We start from the raw sequence: 24,798 nt of genomic DNA, 5'->3' as shown, positions 1-24,798 counted from the left end.
TCTAATATCATGTATTAAAAATGTCAAATAAAACAGTATAAAAGATTTTAAACTTCCACTATAATTGGTAAAATCATTGGATTTCTTTTTGTTCTTTCGTATAAAAAATTTCTTAAAACATCTTTTACACTAGATTTTATTGTAGCCCATTCTTTAATTTTATTTTCTTCACAATTTTTAAGAACTATTCTTACTTGTGCTTTAGCCTCTTCAATTAAATCTTCAGATTCTCTTACATATACAAAACCTCTAGAGATAATATCTGGACCAGCAACTACCTTACCAGTTTCTTTTTCTATAGTTACAACAACTGTTAAGATACCATCCTGTGATAGATGTTTTCTATCTCGTAAAACTATATTTCCAACATCTCCAACACCTAAACCATCAACAAATACCTGACCAGAAATTACTGAACCATTTTTTCTTATACACTCTTTGGAAACTTCAATAATTTCTCCGTTATCACCTAAAATAATATTTTCTTCTGGTGTGCCAAGTTTCATAGAAAGTTCACCATGTTGTTTTAAATGTCTATACTCACCATGTACAGGAATAAAAAATTTAGGATTTACTAAAGTATGCATAAGTTTCAATTCTTCTTGACATGCATGCCCTGATACATGAACATCTGCTAATGCTTCATATATAACATCTGCACCTTTTTTAAATAATTGATTTATAACTTTAGAGACTAACTTTTCATTTCCTGGTATTGGTGTTGCGGAAATAATAACCATGTCACCTTTTTGAATATTTACTTTTTTATGTTCTGATGCAGCCATTCTAGCTAAAGCTGACATCGGTTCTCCTTGGCTTCCTGTAGTTATTATTATAATTTTATCATTAGGATACTTATCTATTTCATCAATAGTAATTAATCTATCTTCTGAGATACTTAGATATCCTAGCTCAATGGCCACAGAAACTATGTTTTCCATACTTCTTCCTGAAACTGCAACTTTTCTATTGAATTTTTGTGCTGCTTCAAAAATTTGTTGAATTCTATGAATATTAGAAGCAAAGGTAGCCACTATAATTCTTCCTTTTGCTTTAGTGAACATACTCTTGAATGTTTCACCAACAGTACTTTCTGACATAGTATATCCTGGTCTTTCTACATTAGTACTATCTGCCAACATAACAAGAACACCTTTTTTACCTAATTCCGCAAACCTTGCTAAATCCGCTACACAACCATCAATTGGTGTAAAATCGATTTTAAAATCCCCAGTATGCAAAATAATACCTACTGGTGTGTGTATTGCAATAGCAACTGAATCCGCTATACTATGACTAGTTTTTATAAATTCAACGGAAATAGTATCTAACTTTACAATATCTTTAGGATTTACTCTTCTTAAACTAACAGAACTTAAAAGACCATGTTCTTTTAGTTTAGATTCTACCATACCAATTGTCAATTTCGTTCCGTATACTGGTACGTTTAATTGTTTTAAAACATAAGGTAAGGCCCCAATGTGATCTTCGTGTCCGTGAGTTAAAAATATACCTTTAACCTTATCTTTATTCTTTACTAGGTAAGTTACATCCGGTATAACTACATCAATACCTAGCATTTCATCATCAGGAAACTTAAGTCCACAATCTATTACTACTATTTCGTTTTTGTACTCAAAAGCAGTTAAGTTCTTACCGATTTCATTTAATCCCCCAAGAGGAATTATTTTTATTTTATCCTTTTCTTTACGCAAAGTCCTACCCTCCTTTTAACCTATTTTACGTTTATATATAAATAAAAGGTTTACCCTTTATTCATGCATATTTTTTTTACAGTCTTTGCATATTCCATAAAATTTAACATTATGATTTAAAATTTTAAATTCATAATTATCTTCTATATTCTTTTCTAATTCCCCTAATAGATCACCTTCAACTTCTATAACTTTTCCACAAATATTACAAATTAAATGATGATGATGATGTTCTTCATTCTCATTTACAAGTTCATATCTACTACATCCTTCATCAAAATCTAACTTACATATAAAACCAACTTCTTCTAAAAGTTGAACTGTTCTATATACTGTAGCAAGCCCTATTTCTGGACAATCTTTTTTTACTTTTTCATATAACTCTTCTACTGTTAAATGATTCCCATTATTCTCAATAATAGAATTTAGGATTGCTCTACGTTGAGGTGTTAACTTATATCCCTTATCTTTTAACACTTCTTTCAATTGTAATATCTTCTCAGGAGATAATTTAGACATTTTAATTTCCCTCATTTCTTCTAAACCACAATATATTAGATTACTGCGAATATTTTAACTTGAATCTTAAATATAGTTTAATATAATGAGTATCTATTGTCAATTGATAATGTATAATTATTTTCCAATTTATAGATATTATTTAAAATTTTATTCTTCAAGAAGTAATTCTTCATATGCCTCTTCAACAAGTTTCAATTCCTTTGAATCTTCCACAGGTTTAAAATAACATTTTCCATCTTCTTCTATCATAGATAAAGCTAAGGCCTCATCATCATTGCCCTCTAACGGAGTTACAATTAAATATTTTTTATCTTTTACAAGAACTTTTTCTACTACTTCAAATTCTACATCATTATTACTTTCATCAGTTAATATAATTGTTTCCATGTCATTCTTCACAAATCATCTCTCCTCTATTTATTTTGTATATTTTTATTTTCTTTATTCTACTTATTTCTTATAATCTAAATATCCTTGAAGTATATATGTAGATGCCACCTTATCAACTATAGTTTTCCTTTTCTTTCTAGACAAGTCCGCTTCTAACATAGCTCTATGAGCTGCCACTGTTGTTAATCTTTCATCCCAAAAAATAATTTCTAAATTTAAAAATTCTTTTATTTTTTCTGCAAAATTAACCACTTTTTCCCCTTGAGGTCCTAATGTTCCATTCATATTCTTAGGAAGTCCACATACTATTTTTTCCACCTTATACTCATCACATATTTTTTTTAATTCTTCTAAATCGTAAGTTTCATTTTTTCTTCTAATAGTTGTAATACCTTGTGCTGTAAAACCTAAAGGATCACTTATAGCAACTCCTATAGTTCTATCTCCAACATCTAATCCTAAAATTCTCATACTTTCATCTCCTTTAATAAAAATTAATTTATATGTACAAAATCAACATCTCTCTTTTATTTAAAAATAAAAATGCCCTAAAAGGGCATTTTTACTTAATTTCTAAATAATGTTTTAAAACTTCTTCTAGAATTTCATCTCTTTCAAGTTTGCTAATCATAGCTCTTGCACCATTATAATTGGTAATATAAGTTGGATCACCTGAAATAAAATATCCAACTAATTGATTTATAGGATTATATCCTTTTTCTTCTAAAGATTTAAAAACTTGATCTAAAATTTCCTTGGTAACAGCACTTTTATCCCTAATACTATTAAATTGTAAGGTCATATCGTTGTCTACCACCTAGATCACCTCTATTCTTAAAATAAATATATTAAATATTTGATATATATTGTAACACAAAGTGGCAGTTTTTAAAATTATTTTTTAATTAACTTTAAACCTTATATTATTATTTTACCATACTTTCTACTATAGTAGGGACTTTTTCTATAGCTTCTTTTAATTTTTCTGGAAGTTTACCACCTGCTTGAGCCATATCCGGTCTTCCACCACCGCCACCGCCAGCTATTGTTGCTACTTCTTTTATTATCTTGCCACAATGTACTCCTAAAGATACAACATCTTTAGTCGCCATAGCTACAAACATAACTTTTCCTTCATTTTCACTACCTAAGATAACCAGACCTGAACCTAATTTTCCTCTAAGTCTATCTACAAGTTCTCTTAATGTATTACCATCCATATTTTCAGTAGTAGCATAAATTGCTTTAACACCTTTAATTTCTACTACATTTTTAACTAAATCTTCTTCTATAGATTTAGACATTTCGTTTTTAAGACCTTGAAGTTCTTTTTCTTTATCTTTAATCTCTGATATTTGATTTTGTATTTTATTTAACAAATCTTTTTCTGAACATTTTAATACTGCACATGCTTCTTTAATTAAGTCATTTTTTTCTTCCATATATTTTAGAACTTCAGAACCTGTAATAGCTTCTATTCTTCTAACCCCTGCAGCTACTCCAGATTCAGAAATTATTTTAAAGCTACCAATTTCTCCAGCATTTTTCAGATGAGTTCCTCCACATAATTCTTTACTAAATTCACCTACTGAAACAACTCTAACCTCTTCTGCATATTTATCATCAAATAATGCTATGGCACCACTATTTTTAGCCTCTTCAATGCTCATTACATTTGTAGAAACATTTGTAGCTTTCATAATTTCTTCATTCACAACTTTTTCAACATTTCTAATTTCTTCTTCAGTTAATGCTGCAAAATGTGTAAAGTCAAATCTTAATCTTTCAGGTGTTACATAAGAACCTGATTGATGAACGTGGTCTCCTAATACTTTTCTTAATGCTGCATCAAGCATATGAGTACCTGTATGGTTTTTGCATATGTTCTTTCTTCTATCTTCTTTAACTTCTAATAAAACTTCTTCTCCTGCAGATACAGTTCCTTCTAAAACTTTTATCATATGCATTATTTTGCCTGAAATATTCTTTTGACAATCTAATACTTCTGCCTTAAATCCTTCTTTAGAAATTATTCCTATATCTCCTATTTGTCCTCCCATTTCTGCATAGAAAGGTGTTTTAGAGGTTATTAAAATACCTTCTTCTCCAGCTTTAATACTTTCTTTAAATTCATCTCCATTTATTATTAATTCAACTTTAGATTTTAAGGAAGTATTATCATATCCACCGAATTCGGTTACTAACTCTTTTGGAATTTGATCTATTATTGAAAGATCTTTTCCCATATAGTTTGATTCACTTCTAGCCGCTCTTGCTATATTTCTTTGATTTTCCATTTCTTTCTTAAATGCTTCATAATCTAAAGAAAGCTCTTTTTCTTCTAAAATTTCCTCTGTTAGCTCAAGTGGAAAACCAAATGTATCGTATAATTTAAAAACTTTATCTCCTGATAAAACTTTTTCATTTGCTTCTTCTAATTCATCTATGTATGATTTTAATATTTCTATACCTGAATCTATAGTTTCAGCAAATCTTTCTTCTTCTAATTTTATAACCTTTTTTATGTAATCTTGTTTTTCTAAAAGTTCTGGGTAAGCCCCTTTAGAATTTTCAATAACTACATGACAAATTTCACTTAAAAATAATTTATTTAATCCTAAAAGTCTACCATGTCTTGAAGCTCTTCTTAATAATCTTCTTAAAACATATCCTCTTCCTTCGTTAGATGGAAGAATACCATCACTTATCATAAATGTAACACTTCTTATATGATCTGTAATTATTCTTAAGGAAATATCCTTAGTTTTATCTTGCTCATAAGTTACTCCAGCTTTTTTACAAACTTCCTCTAGTATACTATTTATAGTATCTATTTCGAAAATAGTATTAACTCCTTGCATAATTGTAGCCATTCTCTCAAGTCCCATACCAGTATCTATATTAGGATGAGCAAGTGGAGTATATGATCCATCTTCTTCTCTATTAAACTGTGTAAATACTAAATTCCAAAATTCAACTACTATATCTTTATCTGAAGCTTCTAAGAACTCTTCAACCGTAGTTAAAGTTCTATCTCCTCTATCAAAATGAATTTCTGAACAAGGACCACAAGGACCAGTTCCATGTTCCCAGAAGTTATCTTCTTTTCCTAATCTAAATATTCTCTTTGGGTCTATATCTGTTTTAGTAGTCCAAATATCAAACGCTTCATCATCATCTAAATAAATAGTAACATAAAGTTTATCTTTTGGAACCTCTAAAACCTTTGTTATGAATTCCCATGCCCAAGGTATAACATCTTTTTTAAAGTAATCTCCAAAAGAGAAGTTTCCTAACATCTCAAAAAATGTACCGTGTCTTGAAGTCTTCCCTACATTTTCAATATCACCAGTTCTTATACACTTTTGACAAGTTGTAACTCTCTTTCTTGGTGGTACTTGAAGCCCTGTAAAGAAAGCTTTCATTGGTGTCATACCAGCATTTATAAGTAATAAACTTTTATCATTTTGAGGAACCAAAGAAAAACTTGGTAACCTTAAATGCCCTTTACTTTCAAAAAAATTTAGATAGGATTCTCTTATTTCATTCAATCCCATTTTCTTCATCTCAATCTCCTCCAAACTGTAAAATGAGCCCAGTATTTTATTTTGATTATAAAAAAAATCATAACTTATGTCAATATTGCTGTATAGTTATAAAGAGTATCTAATAGAAGAATTTAAATTAAATTTAACTTTTTCAGTAACTTTAGTCAGTTTTAATAAAAATAATAATCTATATCTTGTATAATAACTTTTATTACAACTGCCATTGGTATAGCAAGAATCATTCCCATAAATCCACTAATTTCTCCTCCTATTATAAGAAGTATCACAACTAACAGTGGATGTATATCTACAGATTCTCCTATAATTTTAGGTGATATCAAATTTCCCTCTATTTGCTGTATTAACATCAACCAAACTGTAATCCATATACCTTTATGGGATGAGGTTAAAAACGCCACTACAATGGCTGGTATAGCCCCTAAAATAGGTCCAAAGTAAGGAATTATATTAAATATCCCATTAAATATTGATAAAAGCAGAGCATTATTTATACCATATACTATTAAAACGAAAAAACTTAATATACTTATTATAAAACTAAGTACTACCTGACTTAAAATATATTTACTAAGAACTATATCTATGTTTTTAGCAATTTTTTTTATTATTTTACGTTTTTTCGAAGAAAAGAAAAATAATATACTATTTATAAATGTTTCACCATCTATTAAAAAATAATATATAAAAATAGGTATAACTAAATATGTCAGAATGTTTTGCCCTAAGGACATAATAGAAAATATCATATTTTCTGTAACCTTACTACTTATACCATATATCTTTTTTATTATATTATTAAATAAATAATTGTTTTGCATTACTTGTATGTTGTTTAAAAAATTATTTATATAACTAAAAAGATTGTTTAAAATCTCTCCTATGCTATTAGTTTCATTAAGTAAACTAGGTATCAAAATTATTATCCAGACTACACTAAAAAACACTAATAAAAATACCAATATCAAAGCAGCCAGATATTTTTTTACCCCTCTATCTATCATACTAATATACACAGGTTTTATTATATAACTTAAAAATAAAGAAATTAATGTAACCTTAAAAAGAACTTTAATAAAAGGAATTTTTAATAGTAAATAAAAGAAAATAACCAAAATCACAATTAACGTATATTTTAAAAATTTATTTTTTTTAATCTCATTTCCTATTATCATTTTCTTCAACTCCGTGAATTTTACTATAAAAATAATAATTATTTTCTTTAATATAAATTACACTTTCTTCTCCCACTATTAAATCTTCTAACAATACAATTCTTTTTCCCTTAGTATAATTTTTAAAAAATCCTTCTGTTAATATTAGACTTTTTATAGAAAGGTCTTTATATGAAATAAAAAGATCTTCAACTATACCTATGATACTTCCTTTTAGATCATATACCTCCATCCCCCTAATATCTTTAAAATAAAAAAATTTTCCTTTTGTTCCTCCGTTAATTATGATTCTATTACCAAAATAAATTATATTATCTTGAAGAATATAAAATTCTTTTTTCAAAAAGCTATTTTTTTTAATTTTAAATCCCTTTACTGTTTTATTATCTAAATCAATAATTAGGTCTTGTACTACTCCTAAAAATTTTCCTTTTTCATCAATAACTTTTTTATTAATAATATCTCTTTTTTTATACACATTATCACTCTACTTTTAAAATTTACTTTAGTCATATTACTAATGTGCATCTTTTGCTAAAAATTTATACTATAAAATTTGATATAAAAAAACATTTACCTTTATAAAATAAAAGTAAATGTTTTTTGATTTATTCTTCAATTTCTTCTTTTAGATTATCTTCCCAAGGTTGTAATCCCTGAGAGATTCTATAATTATTAATAGCTTTATGAATAGTTTGTTCTGCCAATACTGAACAATGTATCTTAACACTTGGAAGTCCATCTAAGGCTTCTATTACTGATTTATTAGTAAGTTCAAAAGCTTCTTCCAAAGTTTTATTTTTTATAAGTTCAGTTGCTATACTAGCAGATGCTATAGCTGAACCACACCCAAATGCTTTAAATTTTACATCTATTATCTTATTTTCTTTTATTTCTAAATAAATTTTCATTACATCCCCACATTTAGGATTTCCTTCTTCTCCAATACCATTTGCATTAGGTAATACTCCTACGTTTCTCGGACAGTAAAAGTGATCTAATACTTTATCACTATATTCCATCATTATGATCATCCCCTTAATATCTTCAATTAGAAAATATAAATTATATATGTATAATAATTATAATATTTCTTCTATTATTCCCCCACCTACAACAAAATTATCTTTATAAAAAACTACTGATTGACCTTTTGTAATAGCTCTTTGTTTTTCTCTAAACACAGCTTTTAATTTACCATTTTCTAAAGGATATATAGTAGCTGGCGAAAGTTTAGCACTATATCTTACCTTTCCCAACACCTCCATAGGTTCTTTAAGTTCATCCATATATATTAAATTAACATCTTTAGCTATAAGTTCGGTTTTGAATATTTCTTCTTCATCACCTATTACTACTTGGTTTTTTTCTGGAATAATATCTGTAACGAATACAGGCTTACCAAGTGCTAGCCCAAGGCCTTTTCTCTGCCCTATAGTGTAATAAACAATACCTTTATGTTTTCCTAAAATCTGGCCATTTTTATCAACAAAATTTCCTGGTTTTACTTTATTTTTCTCTACACTTTTTTTGATAAATTCACCATGATTATTATCAGGAATAAAACATATTTCTTGACTATCTTTTTTTCTAAACACATCTAATCCTATTTTTTCTGCTATGGATCTAATTTCAGTTTTCTCATATTTTCCACATGGCATTAAAATATGTGCTAATTGATCTTGTGTTAAATTATACAACATATATGTTTGATCTTTTCTTTCATCTTCTGATCTTTTTAGAAGATATCTTCCATTTTTTTCGATAACTTCTGCATAATGTCCTGTGGCAATATAATCTGCACCTAATGCTTGAGCTTTTCTTAAAAACTCATTAAATTTAATAGTTTTATTACATACTACACATGGATTAGGAGTTTTTCCCCCTAAATATTCTGAGATAAAATTGTCTATTACATTTTCTTTAAAACTTTTTTTAAAATTCATTACATAAAAAGGTATATCAATTACATCAGCTACACGACGTGCATCATTAGCGGCAGATAAAGAACAACAACCGCCTTCATTTTCCACATAATCCGGGTCATCTGGAGACAACTTCATCATAATTCCAATAACCTCATATCCTTGTTCTTTCAAAAGATATGCAGCTACTGAAGAATCTACTCCTCCACTCATTCCAATAACAACTTTTTTCTTCATATTCTTCTCACCTTTAATCTACGTATTTAAAGAAATAAGCTCCTTAAATTTAAATTTAAAGGAGCTTATTTCTTTTTATAATTTATTCACCATGAACCTGTTCGTGAATATCATCATGTTCTTTATAATCCCAAGGATCTAATCCAGCTTTTACTCTATAATCATTAATAGCTTTATGAATAGCTTCTTCTGCTAAAACAGAACAGTGCATTTTAACTGGTGGAAGACCATCTAATGCCTCTGCCACTGCTTTATTTGTAAGAGTCCAAGCATCCTCAACATTCTTTCCTTTAATAAGCTCAGTTGCCATACTTGATGATGCTATAGCTGAACCACAGCCAAAAGTTTTAAACTTTACATCTTTTACTATATCATCTTCTATTTTTAAGTATATTTTCATTATATCGCCACATTTTGGATTTCCAACTTCGCCAATACCATTTGCATCAGGAATTTCTCCAACATTTCTTGGATTTGTAAAATGATCCATAACCTTTTCACTGTACATCATAATTATTTTTCCCCTTCCTTTAAAAAGTCATCCCATAATGGTGACATATCTCTTAATCTTTGTACCACCTGTGGCACTACTTCTAATACGTGTTTTATATCTTCTTCAGTATTTTCATCACCTAAAGATAGTCTTAAAGATCCATGTGCTATTTCATGAGGTAAACCTATAGAAAGTAATACATGTGATGGGTCTAAGGAACCTGATGTACAAGCGCTTCCACTAGATGCTGAAATTCCTTGAGAATCTAAAAGCAATAACACTGATTCACCTTCTATAAATCTGAAACATATATTAACGTTTCCAGGTAATCTCTTATCTCCCATTGGTCCATTTAATCTTGAATAAGGTATTTTTAATAGGCCTTCTATTAACTCATCTCTCATTTTCACAAGCTTTGCATTATTCTCTTCCATATGTTCACAAGCAAGTTCTAAAGCTTTACCTATACCAACTATTCCTGCTATATTCTCTGTACCAGCTCTTCTTCCTCTTTCTTGTCCTCCACCATGTACTAAATTAGCAATTCTAATTCCTTTTTTTATATAAAGAACACCAATTCCTTTAGGTCCATAAAACTTATGTCCGGCCATAGATAATAAATCTATATTCATATCTTTAACATCTACTGGTACATGTCCTACTGCTTGAACTGCATCTGTATGGAAAAATATTTTCTTTTCTCTACATATTTCTCCTATTTCTTTTATAGGTTGGATAGAACCTATTTCATTATTTGCAAACATTACAGTAACTAATATAGTTTTATCTGTAATAGCATTTTTCAAATCTTCTATATCTACGATTCCTTCTTCATTTACATCTAAGTAAGTTACTTCAAAACCTTGTTTTTCTAAAAACTCACAGGTATGTAATATTGCATGATGTTCTATTTTTGTAGTTATAATATGATTTCCTTTATTTTTATGAGCAAAAGCAATACCTTTTAATGCCCAGTTATCTGCTTCTGAACCACCACCTGTAAAGAAAATTTCACTTTCATCAGCATTTATACATTTAGCAATTCTAGCTCTTGATTTATCAATCGCCTTTTTAGTTTCTCTTGATAAAGAATATATAGATGATGGATTTCCAAAGTATTGTGTAAAATAAGGTATCATTTCATCTAAAACTTCTTTTTTAGTGTAAGTTGTAGCTGCGTGATCCATATATACGTGCTTATTCATTGATATCCGCTCCTTTATGTAATAATTTTTCCCAAAATTTTATTTTTATTATTTATCTTTTTAATTGTGTAGTATCAATGGTAATCTTTTTCATATCTTTATAATCATTAACCATATCCTGAAGAGTTATAGAATGTGTCACTTCTTCTATACTTTCCTTTATCTTTTTCCATAATAATCTTGTAGGACATGCCTCAATATTATCGCACGATTCTTCTACGAGACAATTTGAAATTTCTATGGGTCCTTCTAATAACTCTATAACTTCATGTATAGTAATTTCTGAAGGATCTCTATTTAAAACATATCCACCCTGTGCACCCCTTATACTTTTTATAATGCCTGCTTTTCTTAAAGTAGCAAAAAGTTGTTCTAAATAATATTCAGAAATATTTTGTCTTTCTGAAATTGATTTAATAGACACAGGTTCATCGCCATAATTTATAGCTAAATCTACCATGGCCTTTACTCCATATCTGCCCTTAGTAGACAACTTCATTCAATCACTTCCTTATTGTTGAGTGTTTTACTCTGATTTCATATTAGCAAATCAGAGTATTCTTGTCAACAATAATTTTTTCTCATTTTATAAGTTAAATATTTATCTTATTTAAATATGATTTAATTGCATTTTCCATCTTATTTTCTCCAGGTATATAATACTTTTCATTTTTTAAAGTTTCTGGCAAATACTGTTGTTTTATATAATTATTTTTATAGTCATGTGGATATTTATAGGTTTTTCCTCTTTCCAAAGCTTTAGCTCCTTCATAATGTGCATCTTTTAAATAATTGGGTATTTCTCCTATATTTTTTGTTTCTAAATCATTTATAGCCTTACTAATAGCCATATATGCTGAATTTGATTTAGGTGAAGTAGCCAATAGTAACGTGGCTTGTGCTAAAGGTATTCTTGCCTCTGGAAATCCTAACTGCATAGCTGAATCAACACAGGTCTTTACCATTGTAATTGCATTGGGATATGCAAGCCCTATATCTTCCGATGCAATTACTAAAAGTCTTCTGCAAATAGATACTAAATCTCCTGATTTTATAAGTCTTGCAAGATAATGTACACTTGCGTCGGGATCACTACCTCGTATAGACTTTTGAAAAGCACTTAAAATATCATAATGACTATCTCCATCTCTATCATAATCAAAACTTTTCATTCCACTACATTCCTCAATAACTTTTAAATCAATAAAAATATCACCATTTTCATCTTTAGAAGTATATAATATTGCAGTTTCTAAAATATTTAGAGCTTTTCTAAAATCTCCTCCACACACTTTAGCTATATGGCACATAGCATCTTCTTCACATTTAATAAATTTTTTTCCTATATCTTGTTCAATTTTATTAATAGCTACCTTTATACCTATTAATATGTCTTTTTCTAATAAAGGCTTAAATTCAAAAACTAGTGCTCTACTTAAAATAGCTTTATAAACATAGTGATAAGGATTTTCTGTAGTACTGGCAATTAACGTTATCTTTCCATTTTCCATAAATTCCAATATAGATTGTTGTTGCTTTTTATTAAAATTTTGTATCTCATCTATGTACAGAACTATACCATTTATATTTTCTATAGTATTTAATTCTCCAATAATAAGTTGAATATCCTTAACAGACGCCGTAGTAGCATTCAGTTTATAAAATTTTTTATTAGCTGTATTTGCTATAATATTGGCTACAGTAGTTTTTCCCACTCCTGGAGGTCCATAAAAAATCATACTACGTATATTTTTACTTTTTGCCATTCTATTTAGAATTTTATTTTCTCCTAAAATATGCTCCTGACCTATTACCTCTTTTAAAATTTTAGGTCTTATTTTATCAGCTAGTGGCATAGTTTCATCTCCTTACTATAATGCTATTTTTAACATTAATTGACTAATTTATATGATAAATAGATTTACATCATAAATATACTATACCAAAACTCTCCATGTAAACCTACTAAAAATCTTTAATACTTTTTAAATATGAAATATATCCATATTATTTCAACTTATATTCTAATTTATTTAATAATTACAAAATTTTTATAGCATTAAACTTTATACTCTGCACATACTATTATTGAACCAAATAACTCTTGTAATAACTGCAAGATAAAATCGGAGGAGAATACTATGAGTAAACAAAAAAAAGAATTGCCACTTAATGAATTCTCTCATTTTCATGCTTTTTTAGAAAAGCAAAGGGATAGTTTAAACTCTGTAAACGGTTATAAATCAAGAGATTTGCAAGTTAGTACAAAAGTTAACAAAAAATAAGGTTTAACTTATATGTTTTTTAATTTATTTTAATTAATTCTACCTAAATTACCTTAATAATAAAAAAGAGATTTTCAAATTAATTTGAAAATCTCTTTTTATTATATCCTTTTATACTCTACTTTAATATATACATAATTTATGTTAATTATTTTTAATCTTTTAATATAAGTATATTCTTATAATATTTGTATATTAAGGAATATTTATGTATACTGATTATATGCGTTAAATAAGTTTAATTTTTAAGTTAAGGCGATGAATACAATGATTAATAATTTAAAAAATAATGAAAATATAAGACAACTTATTACCTATGCATTAGTTGGAACTTGTAACTTTATTTTAGATATAGCAGTGCTAAATTTATTAATGTTTATTTTTAAAATATATAAAGGTCCTATTTTAATTATCTTTAATATACTCTCATTTATTACGTACTCTATAAATGGATATTTTTTTAACAAAAGATTCACGTTTAAATCTAATAAAAATTCTTATTTCAAGTATGCTTCAGTTTTAGGAATCTTTATGTTAATTAATGGTGTTATTTTTTCTTTTCTAAGTTTGTATAACATACCAAACATATCTCAACTATTATGGGCTAATATTAGTAAAGCTATAGCTTCTATTTTATCTGGATTTTTAGCTTTTTTAGTTAATAAATTTTTTGTTTTTAATCATTAATTTTTTTATAACTTTACTTAAAATAATAGCTAAGTATAATTTTTTATACCTAGCTATTATTTTAAAATTTTAATTATATTAAATAATCTTTTATTAATAATTATATGTTTTACAAAACTCACATATAGAAATATTAAGTTGTTTATTTTCAACCACTTTTTTATATGAACATAGAAATTCACTTAATTCATTATCTTGCAAGTCAATTGATTTCTCACTTTTTAAAAGTACATTTTCATTTTCTAAATGAATAGATAAATTATTTATGTCATTTTTTATTGAATAAGTAATAACCATAGAATTACCTATTCTACCCTTATACTTCTCTTGAAAACCCATAGTCTTTCTAATTACTTCATAATCCGTTCCCAAGTTATTTTTATTTAAATCTATTCCATAGCTTTTCATTTCTTCTTCTAAATTTTCCATATCAAATCCATATCTTTTCATAAATTCTTTTTGGATATTAAAGAATTTCTCTTGTGAAATATTATTTTCCCCCATATACTTCATTATTTTTTTAGAGAATTCTGCCATAGTAATTTCACCTTGAGCCACAGAATAATATAAAGAGTATATATATTGTTCAAATTTATCAATCTCTTTATCACTAGCTTTATTTTTTAACTCATTAAAATCAATAATTCTATCCATGAATCTACCCTCCAATTTAGTATATATACATTATACCTTCTTTTCTTAATAAATAATGAATTTAAGATTAAAAATACTTATATTATGTATTATACAAAGAAAAAATAAGCACTAACACAAAGTTTACCTATTAATATAGAAACTTCAAATAACCAAAGAAATCCCCATATAATTATTATATATTTAAGTATATTATATTTTTTTAATAATTCTTTTAACTTCTTTCTTTTAAAAAATATTATGTATGTTCCAATAAAAATAAACGTATCAATTATAATCTTAAAATAACATCTATTCTTAATATCTAATACTATTATAATCAATGAACTTATAAACAAAAATAAGCCTAGAAGATTACGCCCCAAAACAGAGTTTTTACCTTTCACCATAAACTTCCCCCCGTAATTTTCCCATTCCTTCATTAAACACTATTATAACATTAAAGTATATAAATATTAAGTTACATAAATATTAAAATTTAAACAATAAATATTATTCTAAGTAATTTCCTTTTCCAATATACTTTTCCAATAATTTGTTTATTGTTTCTTTTTCTTTAAATTTCCACTTATTTTTTAAAAATATAGTATTACTTTTAGTTACCACTTTTAATGTATTTTTATTCCAAATATAATACTTAATCTCATGCCATTGTAAACAATTATTTTTAAGCAAAATCCCTTTCTCAGTAATTAATAAATAATCTCTTTTTATATATAAAGATACTAATATAAGAAAAATCCCTAAAAAACAAATATAATATAATGGTTCAATTTGTATCATTCTATTTTTTTGAATATAATAAAGTAGTATTTCAATATATATTATAAAAAATATCATAAATCCATATTTATGTATTTTAAAAAGACTTTTATTCTTATCATATAATAAATTGGGTCCTAAATATTTTCTATTTGCAAAATTCCTAGCACTAGTGATTATAAGTACTCCCCATATTACTATGTTTATTATAAGCATAATCATATTTATTTCCTCTCACTTCTTAAACTTTTATATTAATAATTATAGAAATTTTTTAAAAGTATATCAACATTTTTTACACTTTGTTAACATTTTCTTTTAAAAAGTGAAAGTAAACATCTATTTTTTTATTAAATAATAATATTTAAATTCCTTTCTTTTTCTCTCTAGATTCAATACTATTTTTTAATACATGTATAAATTCTGGATTAGTTCCACAACATCCTCCTACAACAGATACTCCTATATCCACCATCTTATTAAGTGCATTACTAAATTCCCAAGGTGTAATTTCATAAATATTTTCACCATTTTTTTTCTTGGGTATTCCTGCACTAGGTTGCATTATTAGTGGCAGATTGGTATACCTTTTAAATTCTTTAGCTACTACTATTAAACCTTTAGGTCCCATAGAACAATTTGCACCTATACACTGTATTCCTAACGGCTCCAATATTTTAACTACATTTTCTATACTTTCTCCTAGTAGTGTTGTGTTTTCCTTTGTAAAAGTTAAACTACAAATAATAGGCAAATCACTATATTTCTTCGCTGCTAATATAGCTGCCTTCGACTCCTCTATACATAACATAGTTTCTATAATAATTAAATCTACACCAGCAGTAACACCACATATAACTTGTTCCTTATAAAGATTATATACCTCATTAAAATTCATAGTCCCATAAGGTGGTAACATGGCACAGGGTCCTAAATCCAAAGCCAATAATTTTTTTTCATCTGTATTTAATTTATTAAAGCTCTTTATAGCCTCTTTACCAATATCTATGGCTTTGAAAATAACTTCTTTAGGTTTATACCCATATTTTTTCAAATTTACCGCATTAGCACCAAAAGTATTAGTTGTAATAATCTGTGCCCCTGCCTCTAAATACTCTCTATGAATTTGTTCTATGAGTTTTGGGCTTTTTAAATTATAACTTTCTGCACAATCTCCTAATTTAAAGCCATGTTTCATTAATACAGTTCCCATTGCTCCATCACAAATTATAGTTGAATTAAAGTTTAAATTATTCATATAATCCTCCTATGTTCTTTTATATAGCCTTATTATATCAAATAATAAAATTTAAAATAAAAAAGTATTCTATTTCTTTATAAAATAGAATACTTTTTATAAAATATATTAAATTAACAATCTTAATAAGGTACTTGCAAGAATCAACATAAATGCCCCACCTATCCTAGAAGAAATTTGTGCAAAGGGCATAAGTTCTATTCTATTTGATGCTGATAAAACTGCAACATCTCCGGTACCTCCCATATTAGCCATGCAAAGTCCTGCTGTTATTGCTGATTCGATTGGGAAAAATCCTACTAATTTTCCACCTAATCCTGAACCAATAATAGCTCCCACTATTACAGCTAATACAAGTATTAAATATTGCCAGCTAAATGCAGCTACCACCTCTCCAAGATTAGTATAAGCAACTCCTATTCCAACTAAAAGTGCTGGTGTTAAATTTGTCATCACAAAAGAAAACCATTGTTTTGCAGCTATTTCAAATTTTCTTGGTATAATCCCTACTATTTTAACCACGGCTACAGTAATAATCATCCATGCATATGTGTGAATTGAAGGTAAAAACTTATTTATTATATTTCCAAAGGTATAAAATGTAACAGCCATTAATAATCCTATACCCATCATTTTTAAATCAATTGCACATTCTTCATCGTTTTCAACTTTTTCTTCTTTTATATCATTTTTCATTAACTTTCCATCACCTGATAAACTTGGTTTAATTTTTCCTAATCTATCAAGCAATCCACCGGCTACAATAGCCATAGCATTCCCTAATGCTACTGCTGGTACCATAACAGATAACATTTGTGAAGGATCTACTCCCATAGCTTCTCCAAAAATCTTTGATAAAGGTACTGCCCCAGCACCCATTCCTCCTCCCATAATAGGAATTCCTATATAGAATATAGCTTTTTGAGCTCCATATCCTGTAATTCCTCCTACAATGGCAACAAGACCTATTGCACCCAGTACACCACAAATAATAACAGGTAAATATCTAAGTGCAGCTTTTACTAGTAATTCTCTACTTATTCCTAAAATACTTCCTGTTATAAGTGCAGCAATATAAAAATCTAAAAAACCTCCGCCTTTCATAAACATCGTAATATTTTTCACGGAATCTTCTGGTAAAATTTTAAACATAACTAAAGCCGCTGAACCAAATATAATAACAATAGCTCCTCCACCTAAAAAAGTATTAATTATAGGTGTTTTATCCCCTATTTCATTTAATATGGCTCCACCAACCATCATTAAAGCTAATGCTCCAATCATACCTTTAGGTAATTTGCCAATATAAGTTGCAATTAACACTATAATTGATATAATGAAAAAAATGCTTATAGGCATCCCCATAATTTTATATTGTTCTTTCTTTCTAGTAACAGTCTGATTATTCATAAGTACTCCTCCTATATTTTTTTACTGTTAACCCCCTTAACAAAACTATAATTTTCATCTCCATATAATTATAGTTAATTACAAAATATTTTAAAAACATCAATTTTTCTGATAATTTCACTTTTTTTATACTATCCCTTGTTTTTACATCCTATACTTCATTTATTTTCAATATATCTATATAGTTTATTATTTTCACCTTTATATATAATATTTCATTTATAAAAAAACCTAAGAACATATTATTATTCTTAGGTTTTTTATGTATAAGTTATACCTTTTTTAATAAAATAGCTGTCATAGTTATTACAGCTAATAAATAAGGATAAAATAAAAATTTCATTATAGCAAAAGAACTAATTCCAGCTAAACTTGCTGCCATTAAAAGTTGTGCCCCATAAGGAATACCCCCCTGTGCTATACAAGAAAATATATCTAATATACTAGCAACCTTTTTAGGTTGTAAATTATATTCTTCACCTATTTCTTTAGCTATAGGACCTGTCATAACTATAGCTACCGTATTATTAGCGGTACAAATATCTATGAAACTAACAAGTAATGCAATTCCAAGTTTAGCTCCAGTTTCTCCTTTAATTCTCTTTTTTATAAATTCTATAACATAATCTATACCACCATTAGCTTTTATAAGTTCTACAATGCCACCTACTATTAAAGAAATTATTATAAGTTCTCCCATACCTAGCATACCTTTTGAGATGGAATTTATAAATCCCCAGAAATCAAAGCCCTTAGTATAAATACCTATAAATCCAGATAAAACTATTCCTACTACTAAAACCTTCATTACATTTATACCCATTAAAGCTCCTATAAGTACTGCTAAGTAAGGAATTATCTTTATAACATTAAAAGAATAAGTTCCATCTAATGTAGCTGTATGATTTCCACCTAAAAAATATAAAATAATTATTGTTATAATTGCAGTTGGCACAGAAAGTATTAAATTACTTTTAAATTTATCTTTCATTTGAGCCCCTTGTGACTTTGTAGCTGCAATAGTGGTGTCTGAAATCATAGAAAGATTATCTCCAAACATAGCTCCTCCTACAACTGCACCTAAAATCAACCCCATTTCTATTCCTAACTTTTGTGAAATAGCTACCGCCACAGGCGTTAAAGCCACTATAGTACCCACAGATGTTCCTATAGATAATGAAATAAAACATCCTATAACAAAAATCCCTACTACCATTAAATTAGATGGTAAAACTGATAATCCTAAATTTACAACTGACTCTACTGCTCCCATATCTTTAGCTGTTTGTGCAAAAGATCCTGCTAAGATAAAAATTAAACACATAAGAATTATGCTACTATTTCCTGCACCTTTACAAAATGTATCTAATTTTTCTTCTATAGTCTTTGTTTTATTCATACTAATTCCAACAATCGCTGCAATAACAAACCCTACACTTACAGGCATTTTATAAAAATCTTTTGTAATAATGGAACTTAGTAAATATACGATTAAAAATACACCTAAAGGCAATAACGCCCATACATTTCCTATGCTTTGTTTTGATTCTTTAACTTCCTTTAGCATTTGATTATTTCTCATCCTTTTCCCCCTTTCTTTATTCATATATAAATTTACTTACTATTATATTATATTATGAAGAATTTCTCTATTCAATTTTAAATTTAATGTAGAATTTTGTCTTTTATTTTCTCATTTACACATTCACATTATTAAACTTATTTTCATATACTAACATTGTAAATACAAAAATTTACTATAAACTACAAAAGGTGATGTGATTAACAATGGATAAAAATTTAATTATAACAGATAACTCTCTTCAAAATAGTGGTACTACTAATGGTGATAATGGTACTACTACTCCTATTAACGTTGGATATATTAAAGTTCTCAATAATGGTGGTTTTTATTGTTACTTTTCTCTAAAATACACCATTGATGGAGAAACATTCACTAACTCAACTAACGGATTTCCTTATCAATCCAAAGCAGAAATTCGTTTTCCTAAAGAAGCTACTAACATTGAATTAACAATAAAAATGGCTGTATTTATAGGAACTTGGCAAACTGTTTTGACTAAAACTTTCCCAACTGTTGTACAACAATGTTATATGGTATATGGAAGTGTATTTGATCCTAAATGTGTAGTAGTTCAATGTCCAGTAGGTGACAATGGTGGTGGAAATGGGGATACTAATCCTGATGTTCCTACACCTCCATCATTTAATCCTTGTTGTTGTCCTTGTTGTCCTTGTTGTTCTTGTTGCCCTTGTTGTACACCTTGTCATTATTGCGAACAACCATTTAATAAATGTTGTAAATGCTGTAAATGTAATCCTATGAATCCTGGTTCTCAAATGATGAATTATCCAACAAGTTATAATTATAATTGGTAATTTAGAACTCTACTATATAAATATCAATCTCCCTCTATGACTTAGAGGGAGATCTTTATTTTTACATAAAAAGAAAAACACTAGGCATTAACCTAGTGTTTTTCATATACGAGATAAGTCTATAAGCCGAGTTCTGTATTTGATAGTCATCTATCTAGGCCTATTGTTACCAATAAACTCAAGCGATACACCCGAAGACGGGACGGGCCGCCCCATATGTCTTCCTATTCGATCTTGCTCCAAGTGGGGTTTACATAGCCGCATAGTCACCTATGCGCTGGTGAGCTCTTACCTCGCCTTTCCACCCTTACCAAAAAAACTTTGGCGGTATATCTCTGTTGCACTTTCCTTAGAGTCGCCTCCACTGGGAGTTACCCAGCACCCTGCCCTATGGAGCTCGGACTTTCCTCTCCTGACCTTGATCAGCAGCGACTATCTGACTTACTCACAATATTCATGATATCATAAATTATTTAAGAAATCAACGAGTTTATATTGTCTTTTTTTACATTTTATTACTTTTAGTCAATTTTAGCACATATTAAAAATAATTATAAACATCTTTAGAAGTTTCTGCTAAAATAACTTGGTTATCTAAACCCATTTTTTCAATTTTCTTTTCTAATATTTTACTTACGACCTTCATAGCCGGCCATTCGGAATTAAAATGTCCTGCATCAATTAAAGCTACGTTTTGTTCATATAAATCACTTACATAGTGATATGTTGTATCTCCTGTTATAATACAATCACATCCCAAATTTGTGGCTAAAGAAAAATAATCTGTTCCTGATCCATTTATTAATGCAATCTTTTTAATTTTTTTATTTAAATCTCCACTGAATCTTAATTGCTCAATATCATAAGCTTTTTTTACTTTTTTACAAATTTCTTTTAAAGTAAATTGTCCATTTACCTTGATTATCCTACCAATACCCATATCAGTATTTTCTTTTTTATCTATTACTTCAAACTCTTTAAATCCTAGAAGTTCTACTGCAAAATCATTCAGTCCACCTTTAGTCGAATCTAGATTAGTATGTGCTGCATAAAGTGCTATGTCATTTTTTATAAGACTTATGACTTTTTCTCCTTTTATTGTTTCTGAAGTTATAGACTTAGGCTTTATAAAAAATAATGGATGATGACTTAATATAAAATTACAATTTTTTTCTTTTGCTTCTTTTATGACTTCCACAGTACAATCTAAACATACCAATATATTATTTACTATATTTTCAATATCTCCTACCATTAAACCTACATTATCAAAATCTTCTTTAAGTGTTAAAGGGGCATATTGTTCTATAATATCCATTAAATTTTTAACGGTTAAAGTCATTTAAACAACTCCTTAGCTTACTTAATTTTATATTTAATTCTTTACGTCTTTTTATAGCATTATCAGTGTCTTCTATTATGTACTTCAAAATATTTTCATATTTATTAATTAAAAATATAATATATTCTTTTAAAATCAAATCTTTTTCTTTAAAAAGCTTTTCACTAATTTCATAATAAATAGGATCCACCTTTTTTTTATGAGTATCATATTTTATTTTAAATATCTCATAAAATTTTCCATCCTCTATGCACATTTTTTCGTTTAAAATTTCAAATCCTTTATTATACAGATTTTTTCTAAATACATCTACATTTTGAACAGGTTGAATTACTGCATATTTTAGGTTTTTAAACTTTTCTATATCATTTTCTATAATTTCTGTTATTAAGTCTCCTCCCATGCCCGCTATTACACATGCATCAACCTCACCTTCAGAAACTACAGAAAATCCACCACCTAATCTACATATAATTTTATCACTTAATCTTTCCTTAAGTATATTCTTTTCTGCTCGTTCAATAGGTCCTTTATTTATATCTCCTGCAATAGCTTTATTACAGATTCCTTTTTTCACTAAATATATAGGGATATATCCATGATCCGTGCCTATATCAACCATACTATCTCCATTTTCAATAAGCGAAGCAATTATTCCCAATCTTTTACTTAATTCCATTTAATCACCTTTTCATCTTAGAGTTTATATTTTTACAGATATACCGCTAATATCTTAAATTGTAATATTAAAAATGTTACAGATATAATAAGTGCTATATAAATGAATTTATACGCAGACTTTTTATCGTACTTTGCATTAAAATGAGCTGCAAAATACATGCAAAATATTAAAGTCATATTCAAAGCGCCATACATCATTTGCTGAAAAGCAAATTGTTTTCCTGTTCCTGTTCTAGTAGGATTAAAATTAACATCAAAACTTAAAGGCATTATGTTATGTAATTTTCCCTTTAAATAAAGAATAAAAGGAAAGATTACAAGTGCAAAACAAATTATTGTAGAACAAATTAATGGAATCATAAATACCTTATCATTATGGAGTGAAACTTTTCTTTTATTTTTCAAATTACTTACAGATAATTCAACTATACCCTTACTCTCTAAAAAATTTATTATTTTTTCCGTTTTTTCTGGAGTAATAGCATAATTTATTTCTTTTGTCAATATTACAACAACATTCTTATTAGAAGTAATATACATTCTTGTAAGTCCTAATTTTTCAAGAAATGCTCTTCCCATAGCTATATCCTTAAAGGCAAAACCTGATAATTTTATTCCTTGCATTTCTTTTTCGGATGAAATTTTTTTATATCCAATTATATCTTCAAAAGTTATTTTTACCTTTCTTAAGCCAAAAAAACTATTAATCAATATAAAATTATCATTTATCATATATCTTATTGTAAAAGTTGAAATTATGTAATAAGATTCATATAAATCTAATAAAATTAATAATAATTTTATTAAAATAACCATAGTATATGAAGTTAAATATCTGCTAAGATAGATTACAACAATATTAATAAGTATCAATGCTATAATTATTAAAAATGTTTTAAAATTTTTATTTGGTTTATATTGTTTCATTCCATCACCTTCTTTCCTAACCGATACTATAATTTTACATTAAGTATATTCTTAATTCAAGTATATAAAAAATAAAGCACCCTATAGGTGCTATTATCTAATCTAAATAATCTTTTAACTTTTTACTTCTACTTGGATGTCTAAGCTTTCTTAGTGCCTTAGCTTCTATTTGTCTAATTCTCTCTCTAGTAACATTAAACTCTTTACCTACTTCTTCTAATGTTCTAGCTCTTCCATCATCAAGTCCAAATCTCAATCTTAAAACTTTTTCTTCTCTAGGAGTTAATGTATCTAAAACATTAATTAATTGCTCCTTTAACATTGTAAACGCCGCTGCTTCAGCTGGTGCTGGAGCTTCATCATCCGGAATAAAATCACCTAAATGGCTATCCTCTTCTTCTCCTATTGGAGTTTCTAAAGATACCGGCTCTTGTGCTATTTTCATTATTTCTCTAACTTTATCCACGGACATATCCATAACTTTAGCAATTTCTTCTGGTTGAGGGTCTCTTCCTAACTCTTGTAATAATTGTCTTGAAACTCTAATAAGTTTATTTATTGTTTCAACCATATGAACTGGGATTCTAATAGTTCTTGCCTGATCTGCAATAGCTCTTGTAATTGCCTGTCTAATCCACCATGTTGCATAAGTACTGAATTTATATCCCTTTCTATAATCAAACTTTTCTACCGCTTTAATAAGTCCTAAATTTCCTTCTTGTATTAAATCTAGGAATAACATTCCTCTACCCACATATCTCTTAGCTATACTAACAACCAATCTTAAGTTAGCTTCTGCTAATTTCTTTTTAGCATACTGATCTCCATCCTCTATACGTTTAGCAAGAGATATTTCTTCTTCTGGACTTAAAAGAGGTACTTTTCCAATTTCTTTTAAATACATTCTAACAGGATCATCTATAGCTATACCTTCTGGAACCGAAATATCAATTTCCTCTTCAACTTCTTCCTCTGCATTTCCTATAACATCTATATTCATACTTTCTAATACTTCATATATTTTTTCAATTTGCTCTGGATTTAAATCTACATCATCTAATTCATCCATTATCTCTTTATATGTTAGATTCCCCTTAGCTTTTCCTTTTTCCATAAGTTTTTTTACTAATTTCATTTTTTGTGCTTTATCCTTCATGCTATTCC

General features: G+C 27.8%; 27 protein-coding genes and 1 other RNA gene. 3 read left to right on the top strand and 25 right to left on the bottom strand.

What is annotated here, in order from left to right:
• Nucleotides 1–47 precede the first annotated feature (47 nt).
• From QOZ93_RS03400 to QOZ93_RS03335, 14 genes are all read right to left on the bottom strand, one after another.
• Entirely contained in the window at nucleotides 48–1,715 is a 1,668-nt protein-coding gene (locus QOZ93_RS03400; protein WP_111942840.1) for a ribonuclease J, read from the bottom strand.
• Between the two features lie 57 nt (nucleotides 1,716–1,772).
• Nucleotides 1,773–2,234 (bottom strand): Fur family transcriptional regulator, encoded by a 462-nt coding sequence (locus QOZ93_RS03395; RefSeq protein WP_111942842.1) that lies wholly within the window; start codon nucleotides 2,232–2,234, stop codon nucleotides 1,773–1,775.
• Nucleotides 2,235–2,384: 150 nt separating this feature from the next.
• Nucleotides 2,385–2,636 carry a DUF1292 domain-containing protein gene (locus tag QOZ93_RS03390; protein ID WP_111942844.1) on the bottom strand — a complete coding sequence of 84 codons (252 nt, stop codon included), beginning with the start codon at nucleotides 2,634–2,636 and terminating at the stop codon, nucleotides 2,385–2,387.
• A gap of 51 nt (nucleotides 2,637–2,687) precedes the next feature.
• Nucleotides 2,688–3,098, bottom strand: a complete 411-nt coding sequence (gene ruvX, locus QOZ93_RS03385; protein ID WP_111942846.1) for a Holliday junction resolvase RuvX — start codon at nucleotides 3,096–3,098, stop codon at nucleotides 2,688–2,690.
• Between the two features lie 91 nt (nucleotides 3,099–3,189).
• On the bottom strand, nucleotides 3,190–3,429 hold the full coding sequence (locus QOZ93_RS03380; RefSeq protein WP_111942848.1) for an IreB family regulatory phosphoprotein: 240 nt from the start codon (nucleotides 3,427–3,429) through the stop codon (nucleotides 3,190–3,192).
• A gap of 124 nt (nucleotides 3,430–3,553) precedes the next feature.
• The gene (gene alaS, locus QOZ93_RS03375) at nucleotides 3,554–6,193 is read right to left on the bottom strand and encodes an alanine--tRNA ligase (protein WP_307355113.1); all 2,640 of its coding nucleotides are present in this window, start codon (nucleotides 6,191–6,193) and stop codon (nucleotides 3,554–3,556) included.
• Between the two features lie 152 nt (nucleotides 6,194–6,345).
• Nucleotides 6,346–7,368 carry an AI-2E family transporter gene (locus tag QOZ93_RS03370; RefSeq protein WP_307355112.1) on the bottom strand — a complete coding sequence of 341 codons (1,023 nt, stop codon included), beginning with the start codon at nucleotides 7,366–7,368 and terminating at the stop codon, nucleotides 6,346–6,348.
• Entirely contained in the window at nucleotides 7,352–7,846 is a 495-nt protein-coding gene (locus tag QOZ93_RS03365) for a PRC-barrel domain-containing protein (protein ID WP_307355111.1), read from the bottom strand. The genes QOZ93_RS03370 and QOZ93_RS03365 overlap by 17 nt, the downstream gene beginning before the upstream one ends.
• Nucleotides 7,847–7,976: 130 nt before the next feature.
• A complete protein-coding gene (gene nifU / locus QOZ93_RS03360) occupies nucleotides 7,977–8,390 on the bottom strand; it encodes a Fe-S cluster assembly scaffold protein NifU (protein ID WP_307355153.1) in 414 nt (137 codons plus the stop codon).
• A 60-nt stretch (nucleotides 8,391–8,450) separates the two neighbouring features.
• Nucleotides 8,451–9,530, bottom strand: coding sequence for a tRNA 2-thiouridine(34) synthase MnmA (gene mnmA / locus QOZ93_RS03355; RefSeq protein ID WP_307355110.1), 1,080 nt, complete (start codon nucleotides 9,528–9,530; stop codon nucleotides 8,451–8,453).
• 82 nt (nucleotides 9,531–9,612) lie between these two features.
• Complete coding sequence (gene nifU, locus QOZ93_RS03350) at nucleotides 9,613–10,038, bottom strand: Fe-S cluster assembly scaffold protein NifU (protein ID WP_307355152.1); 426 nt, start codon at nucleotides 10,036–10,038, stop codon at nucleotides 9,613–9,615.
• Between the two features lie 5 nt (nucleotides 10,039–10,043).
• Complete coding sequence (gene nifS / locus QOZ93_RS03345) at nucleotides 10,044–11,228, bottom strand: cysteine desulfurase NifS (RefSeq protein WP_111942860.1); 1,185 nt, start codon at nucleotides 11,226–11,228, stop codon at nucleotides 10,044–10,046.
• Between the two features lie 52 nt (nucleotides 11,229–11,280).
• Nucleotides 11,281–11,727, bottom strand: a complete 447-nt coding sequence (locus QOZ93_RS03340) for an RrF2 family transcriptional regulator (RefSeq protein WP_111942862.1) — start codon at nucleotides 11,725–11,727, stop codon at nucleotides 11,281–11,283.
• 94 nt (nucleotides 11,728–11,821) lie between these two features.
• The gene (locus QOZ93_RS03335) at nucleotides 11,822–13,084 is read right to left on the bottom strand and encodes a replication-associated recombination protein A (RefSeq protein ID WP_111942864.1); all 1,263 of its coding nucleotides are present in this window, start codon (nucleotides 13,082–13,084) and stop codon (nucleotides 11,822–11,824) included.
• A 285-nt stretch (nucleotides 13,085–13,369) separates the two neighbouring features.
• On the opposite strand from QOZ93_RS03335, the gene QOZ93_RS03330 reads away from it, so the two are divergent.
• Complete coding sequence (locus QOZ93_RS03330) at nucleotides 13,370–13,513, top strand: hypothetical protein (protein ID WP_162630396.1); 144 nt, start codon at nucleotides 13,370–13,372, stop codon at nucleotides 13,511–13,513.
• A 267-nt stretch (nucleotides 13,514–13,780) separates the two neighbouring features.
• Nucleotides 13,781–14,200 carry a GtrA family protein gene (locus tag QOZ93_RS03325; RefSeq protein ID WP_111942866.1) on the top strand — a complete coding sequence of 140 codons (420 nt, stop codon included), beginning with the start codon at nucleotides 13,781–13,783 and terminating at the stop codon, nucleotides 14,198–14,200.
• A 93-nt stretch (nucleotides 14,201–14,293) separates the two neighbouring features.
• On the opposite strand, the gene QOZ93_RS03320 is transcribed toward QOZ93_RS03325, so the two are convergent.
• The 6 genes from QOZ93_RS03320 to QOZ93_RS03295 form a co-directional block, all read right to left on the bottom strand.
• Entirely contained in the window at nucleotides 14,294–14,854 is a 561-nt protein-coding gene (locus tag QOZ93_RS03320; RefSeq protein WP_111942868.1) for a DUF3867 domain-containing protein, read from the bottom strand.
• An 89-nt stretch (nucleotides 14,855–14,943) separates the two neighbouring features.
• A complete protein-coding gene (locus tag QOZ93_RS03315; RefSeq protein ID WP_111942870.1) occupies nucleotides 14,944–15,243 on the bottom strand; it encodes a hypothetical protein in 300 nt (99 codons plus the stop codon).
• A gap of 103 nt (nucleotides 15,244–15,346) precedes the next feature.
• A complete protein-coding gene (locus QOZ93_RS03310) occupies nucleotides 15,347–15,838 on the bottom strand; it encodes a DUF5673 domain-containing protein (protein ID WP_307355108.1) in 492 nt (163 codons plus the stop codon).
• Between the two features lie 142 nt (nucleotides 15,839–15,980).
• Complete coding sequence (locus QOZ93_RS03305; protein ID WP_307355107.1) at nucleotides 15,981–16,874, bottom strand: homocysteine S-methyltransferase family protein; 894 nt, start codon at nucleotides 16,872–16,874, stop codon at nucleotides 15,981–15,983.
• 108 nt (nucleotides 16,875–16,982) lie between these two features.
• On the bottom strand, nucleotides 16,983–18,284 hold the full coding sequence (locus tag QOZ93_RS03300; RefSeq protein WP_307355106.1) for a 2-hydroxycarboxylate transporter family protein: 1,302 nt from the start codon (nucleotides 18,282–18,284) through the stop codon (nucleotides 16,983–16,985).
• Between the two features lie 271 nt (nucleotides 18,285–18,555).
• Nucleotides 18,556–19,866: a Na+/H+ antiporter NhaC family protein gene (locus QOZ93_RS03295; protein ID WP_422723864.1), complete on the bottom strand. Its 1,311-nt coding sequence runs from the start codon at nucleotides 19,864–19,866 to the stop codon at nucleotides 18,556–18,558.
• A 206-nt stretch (nucleotides 19,867–20,072) separates the two neighbouring features.
• Between QOZ93_RS03295 and QOZ93_RS03290 the strand changes: the two genes are divergently transcribed.
• Nucleotides 20,073–20,684 (top strand): hypothetical protein, encoded by a 612-nt coding sequence (locus QOZ93_RS03290; protein WP_307355105.1) that lies wholly within the window; start codon nucleotides 20,073–20,075, stop codon nucleotides 20,682–20,684.
• A 105-nt stretch (nucleotides 20,685–20,789) separates the two neighbouring features.
• On the opposite strand, the gene rnpB is transcribed toward QOZ93_RS03290, so the two are convergent.
• From rnpB to rpoD, 5 genes are all read right to left on the bottom strand, one after another.
• An RNA gene (gene rnpB, locus QOZ93_RS03285) (RNase P RNA component class A) lies at nucleotides 20,790–21,132 on the bottom strand.
• A 93-nt stretch (nucleotides 21,133–21,225) separates the two neighbouring features.
• Nucleotides 21,226–22,026: a Nif3-like dinuclear metal center hexameric protein gene (locus QOZ93_RS03280; RefSeq protein WP_307355104.1), complete on the bottom strand. Its 801-nt coding sequence runs from the start codon at nucleotides 22,024–22,026 to the stop codon at nucleotides 21,226–21,228.
• The gene (locus tag QOZ93_RS03275) at nucleotides 22,010–22,705 is read right to left on the bottom strand and encodes a tRNA (adenine(22)-N(1))-methyltransferase (RefSeq protein ID WP_307355103.1); all 696 of its coding nucleotides are present in this window, start codon (nucleotides 22,703–22,705) and stop codon (nucleotides 22,010–22,012) included. The genes QOZ93_RS03280 and QOZ93_RS03275 overlap by 17 nt, the downstream gene beginning before the upstream one ends.
• A 32-nt stretch (nucleotides 22,706–22,737) precedes the next feature.
• A complete protein-coding gene (locus tag QOZ93_RS03270) occupies nucleotides 22,738–23,634 on the bottom strand; it encodes a PH domain-containing protein (RefSeq protein ID WP_307355102.1) in 897 nt (298 codons plus the stop codon).
• Nucleotides 23,635–23,731: 97 nt separating this feature from the next.
• Nucleotides 23,732–24,790: an RNA polymerase sigma factor RpoD gene (gene rpoD, locus QOZ93_RS03265; protein WP_111942886.1), complete on the bottom strand. Its 1,059-nt coding sequence runs from the start codon at nucleotides 24,788–24,790 to the stop codon at nucleotides 23,732–23,734.
• Between the last annotated feature and the right edge of the window lie 8 nt (nucleotides 24,791–24,798).

The organism is Hathewaya limosa, from assembly GCF_030815255.1.
Taxonomy (GTDB): Bacteria; Bacillota; Clostridia; order Clostridiales; family Clostridiaceae; genus Hathewaya; species Hathewaya limosa.
This window is presented reverse-complemented; position numbering and strand designations above follow the sequence as displayed.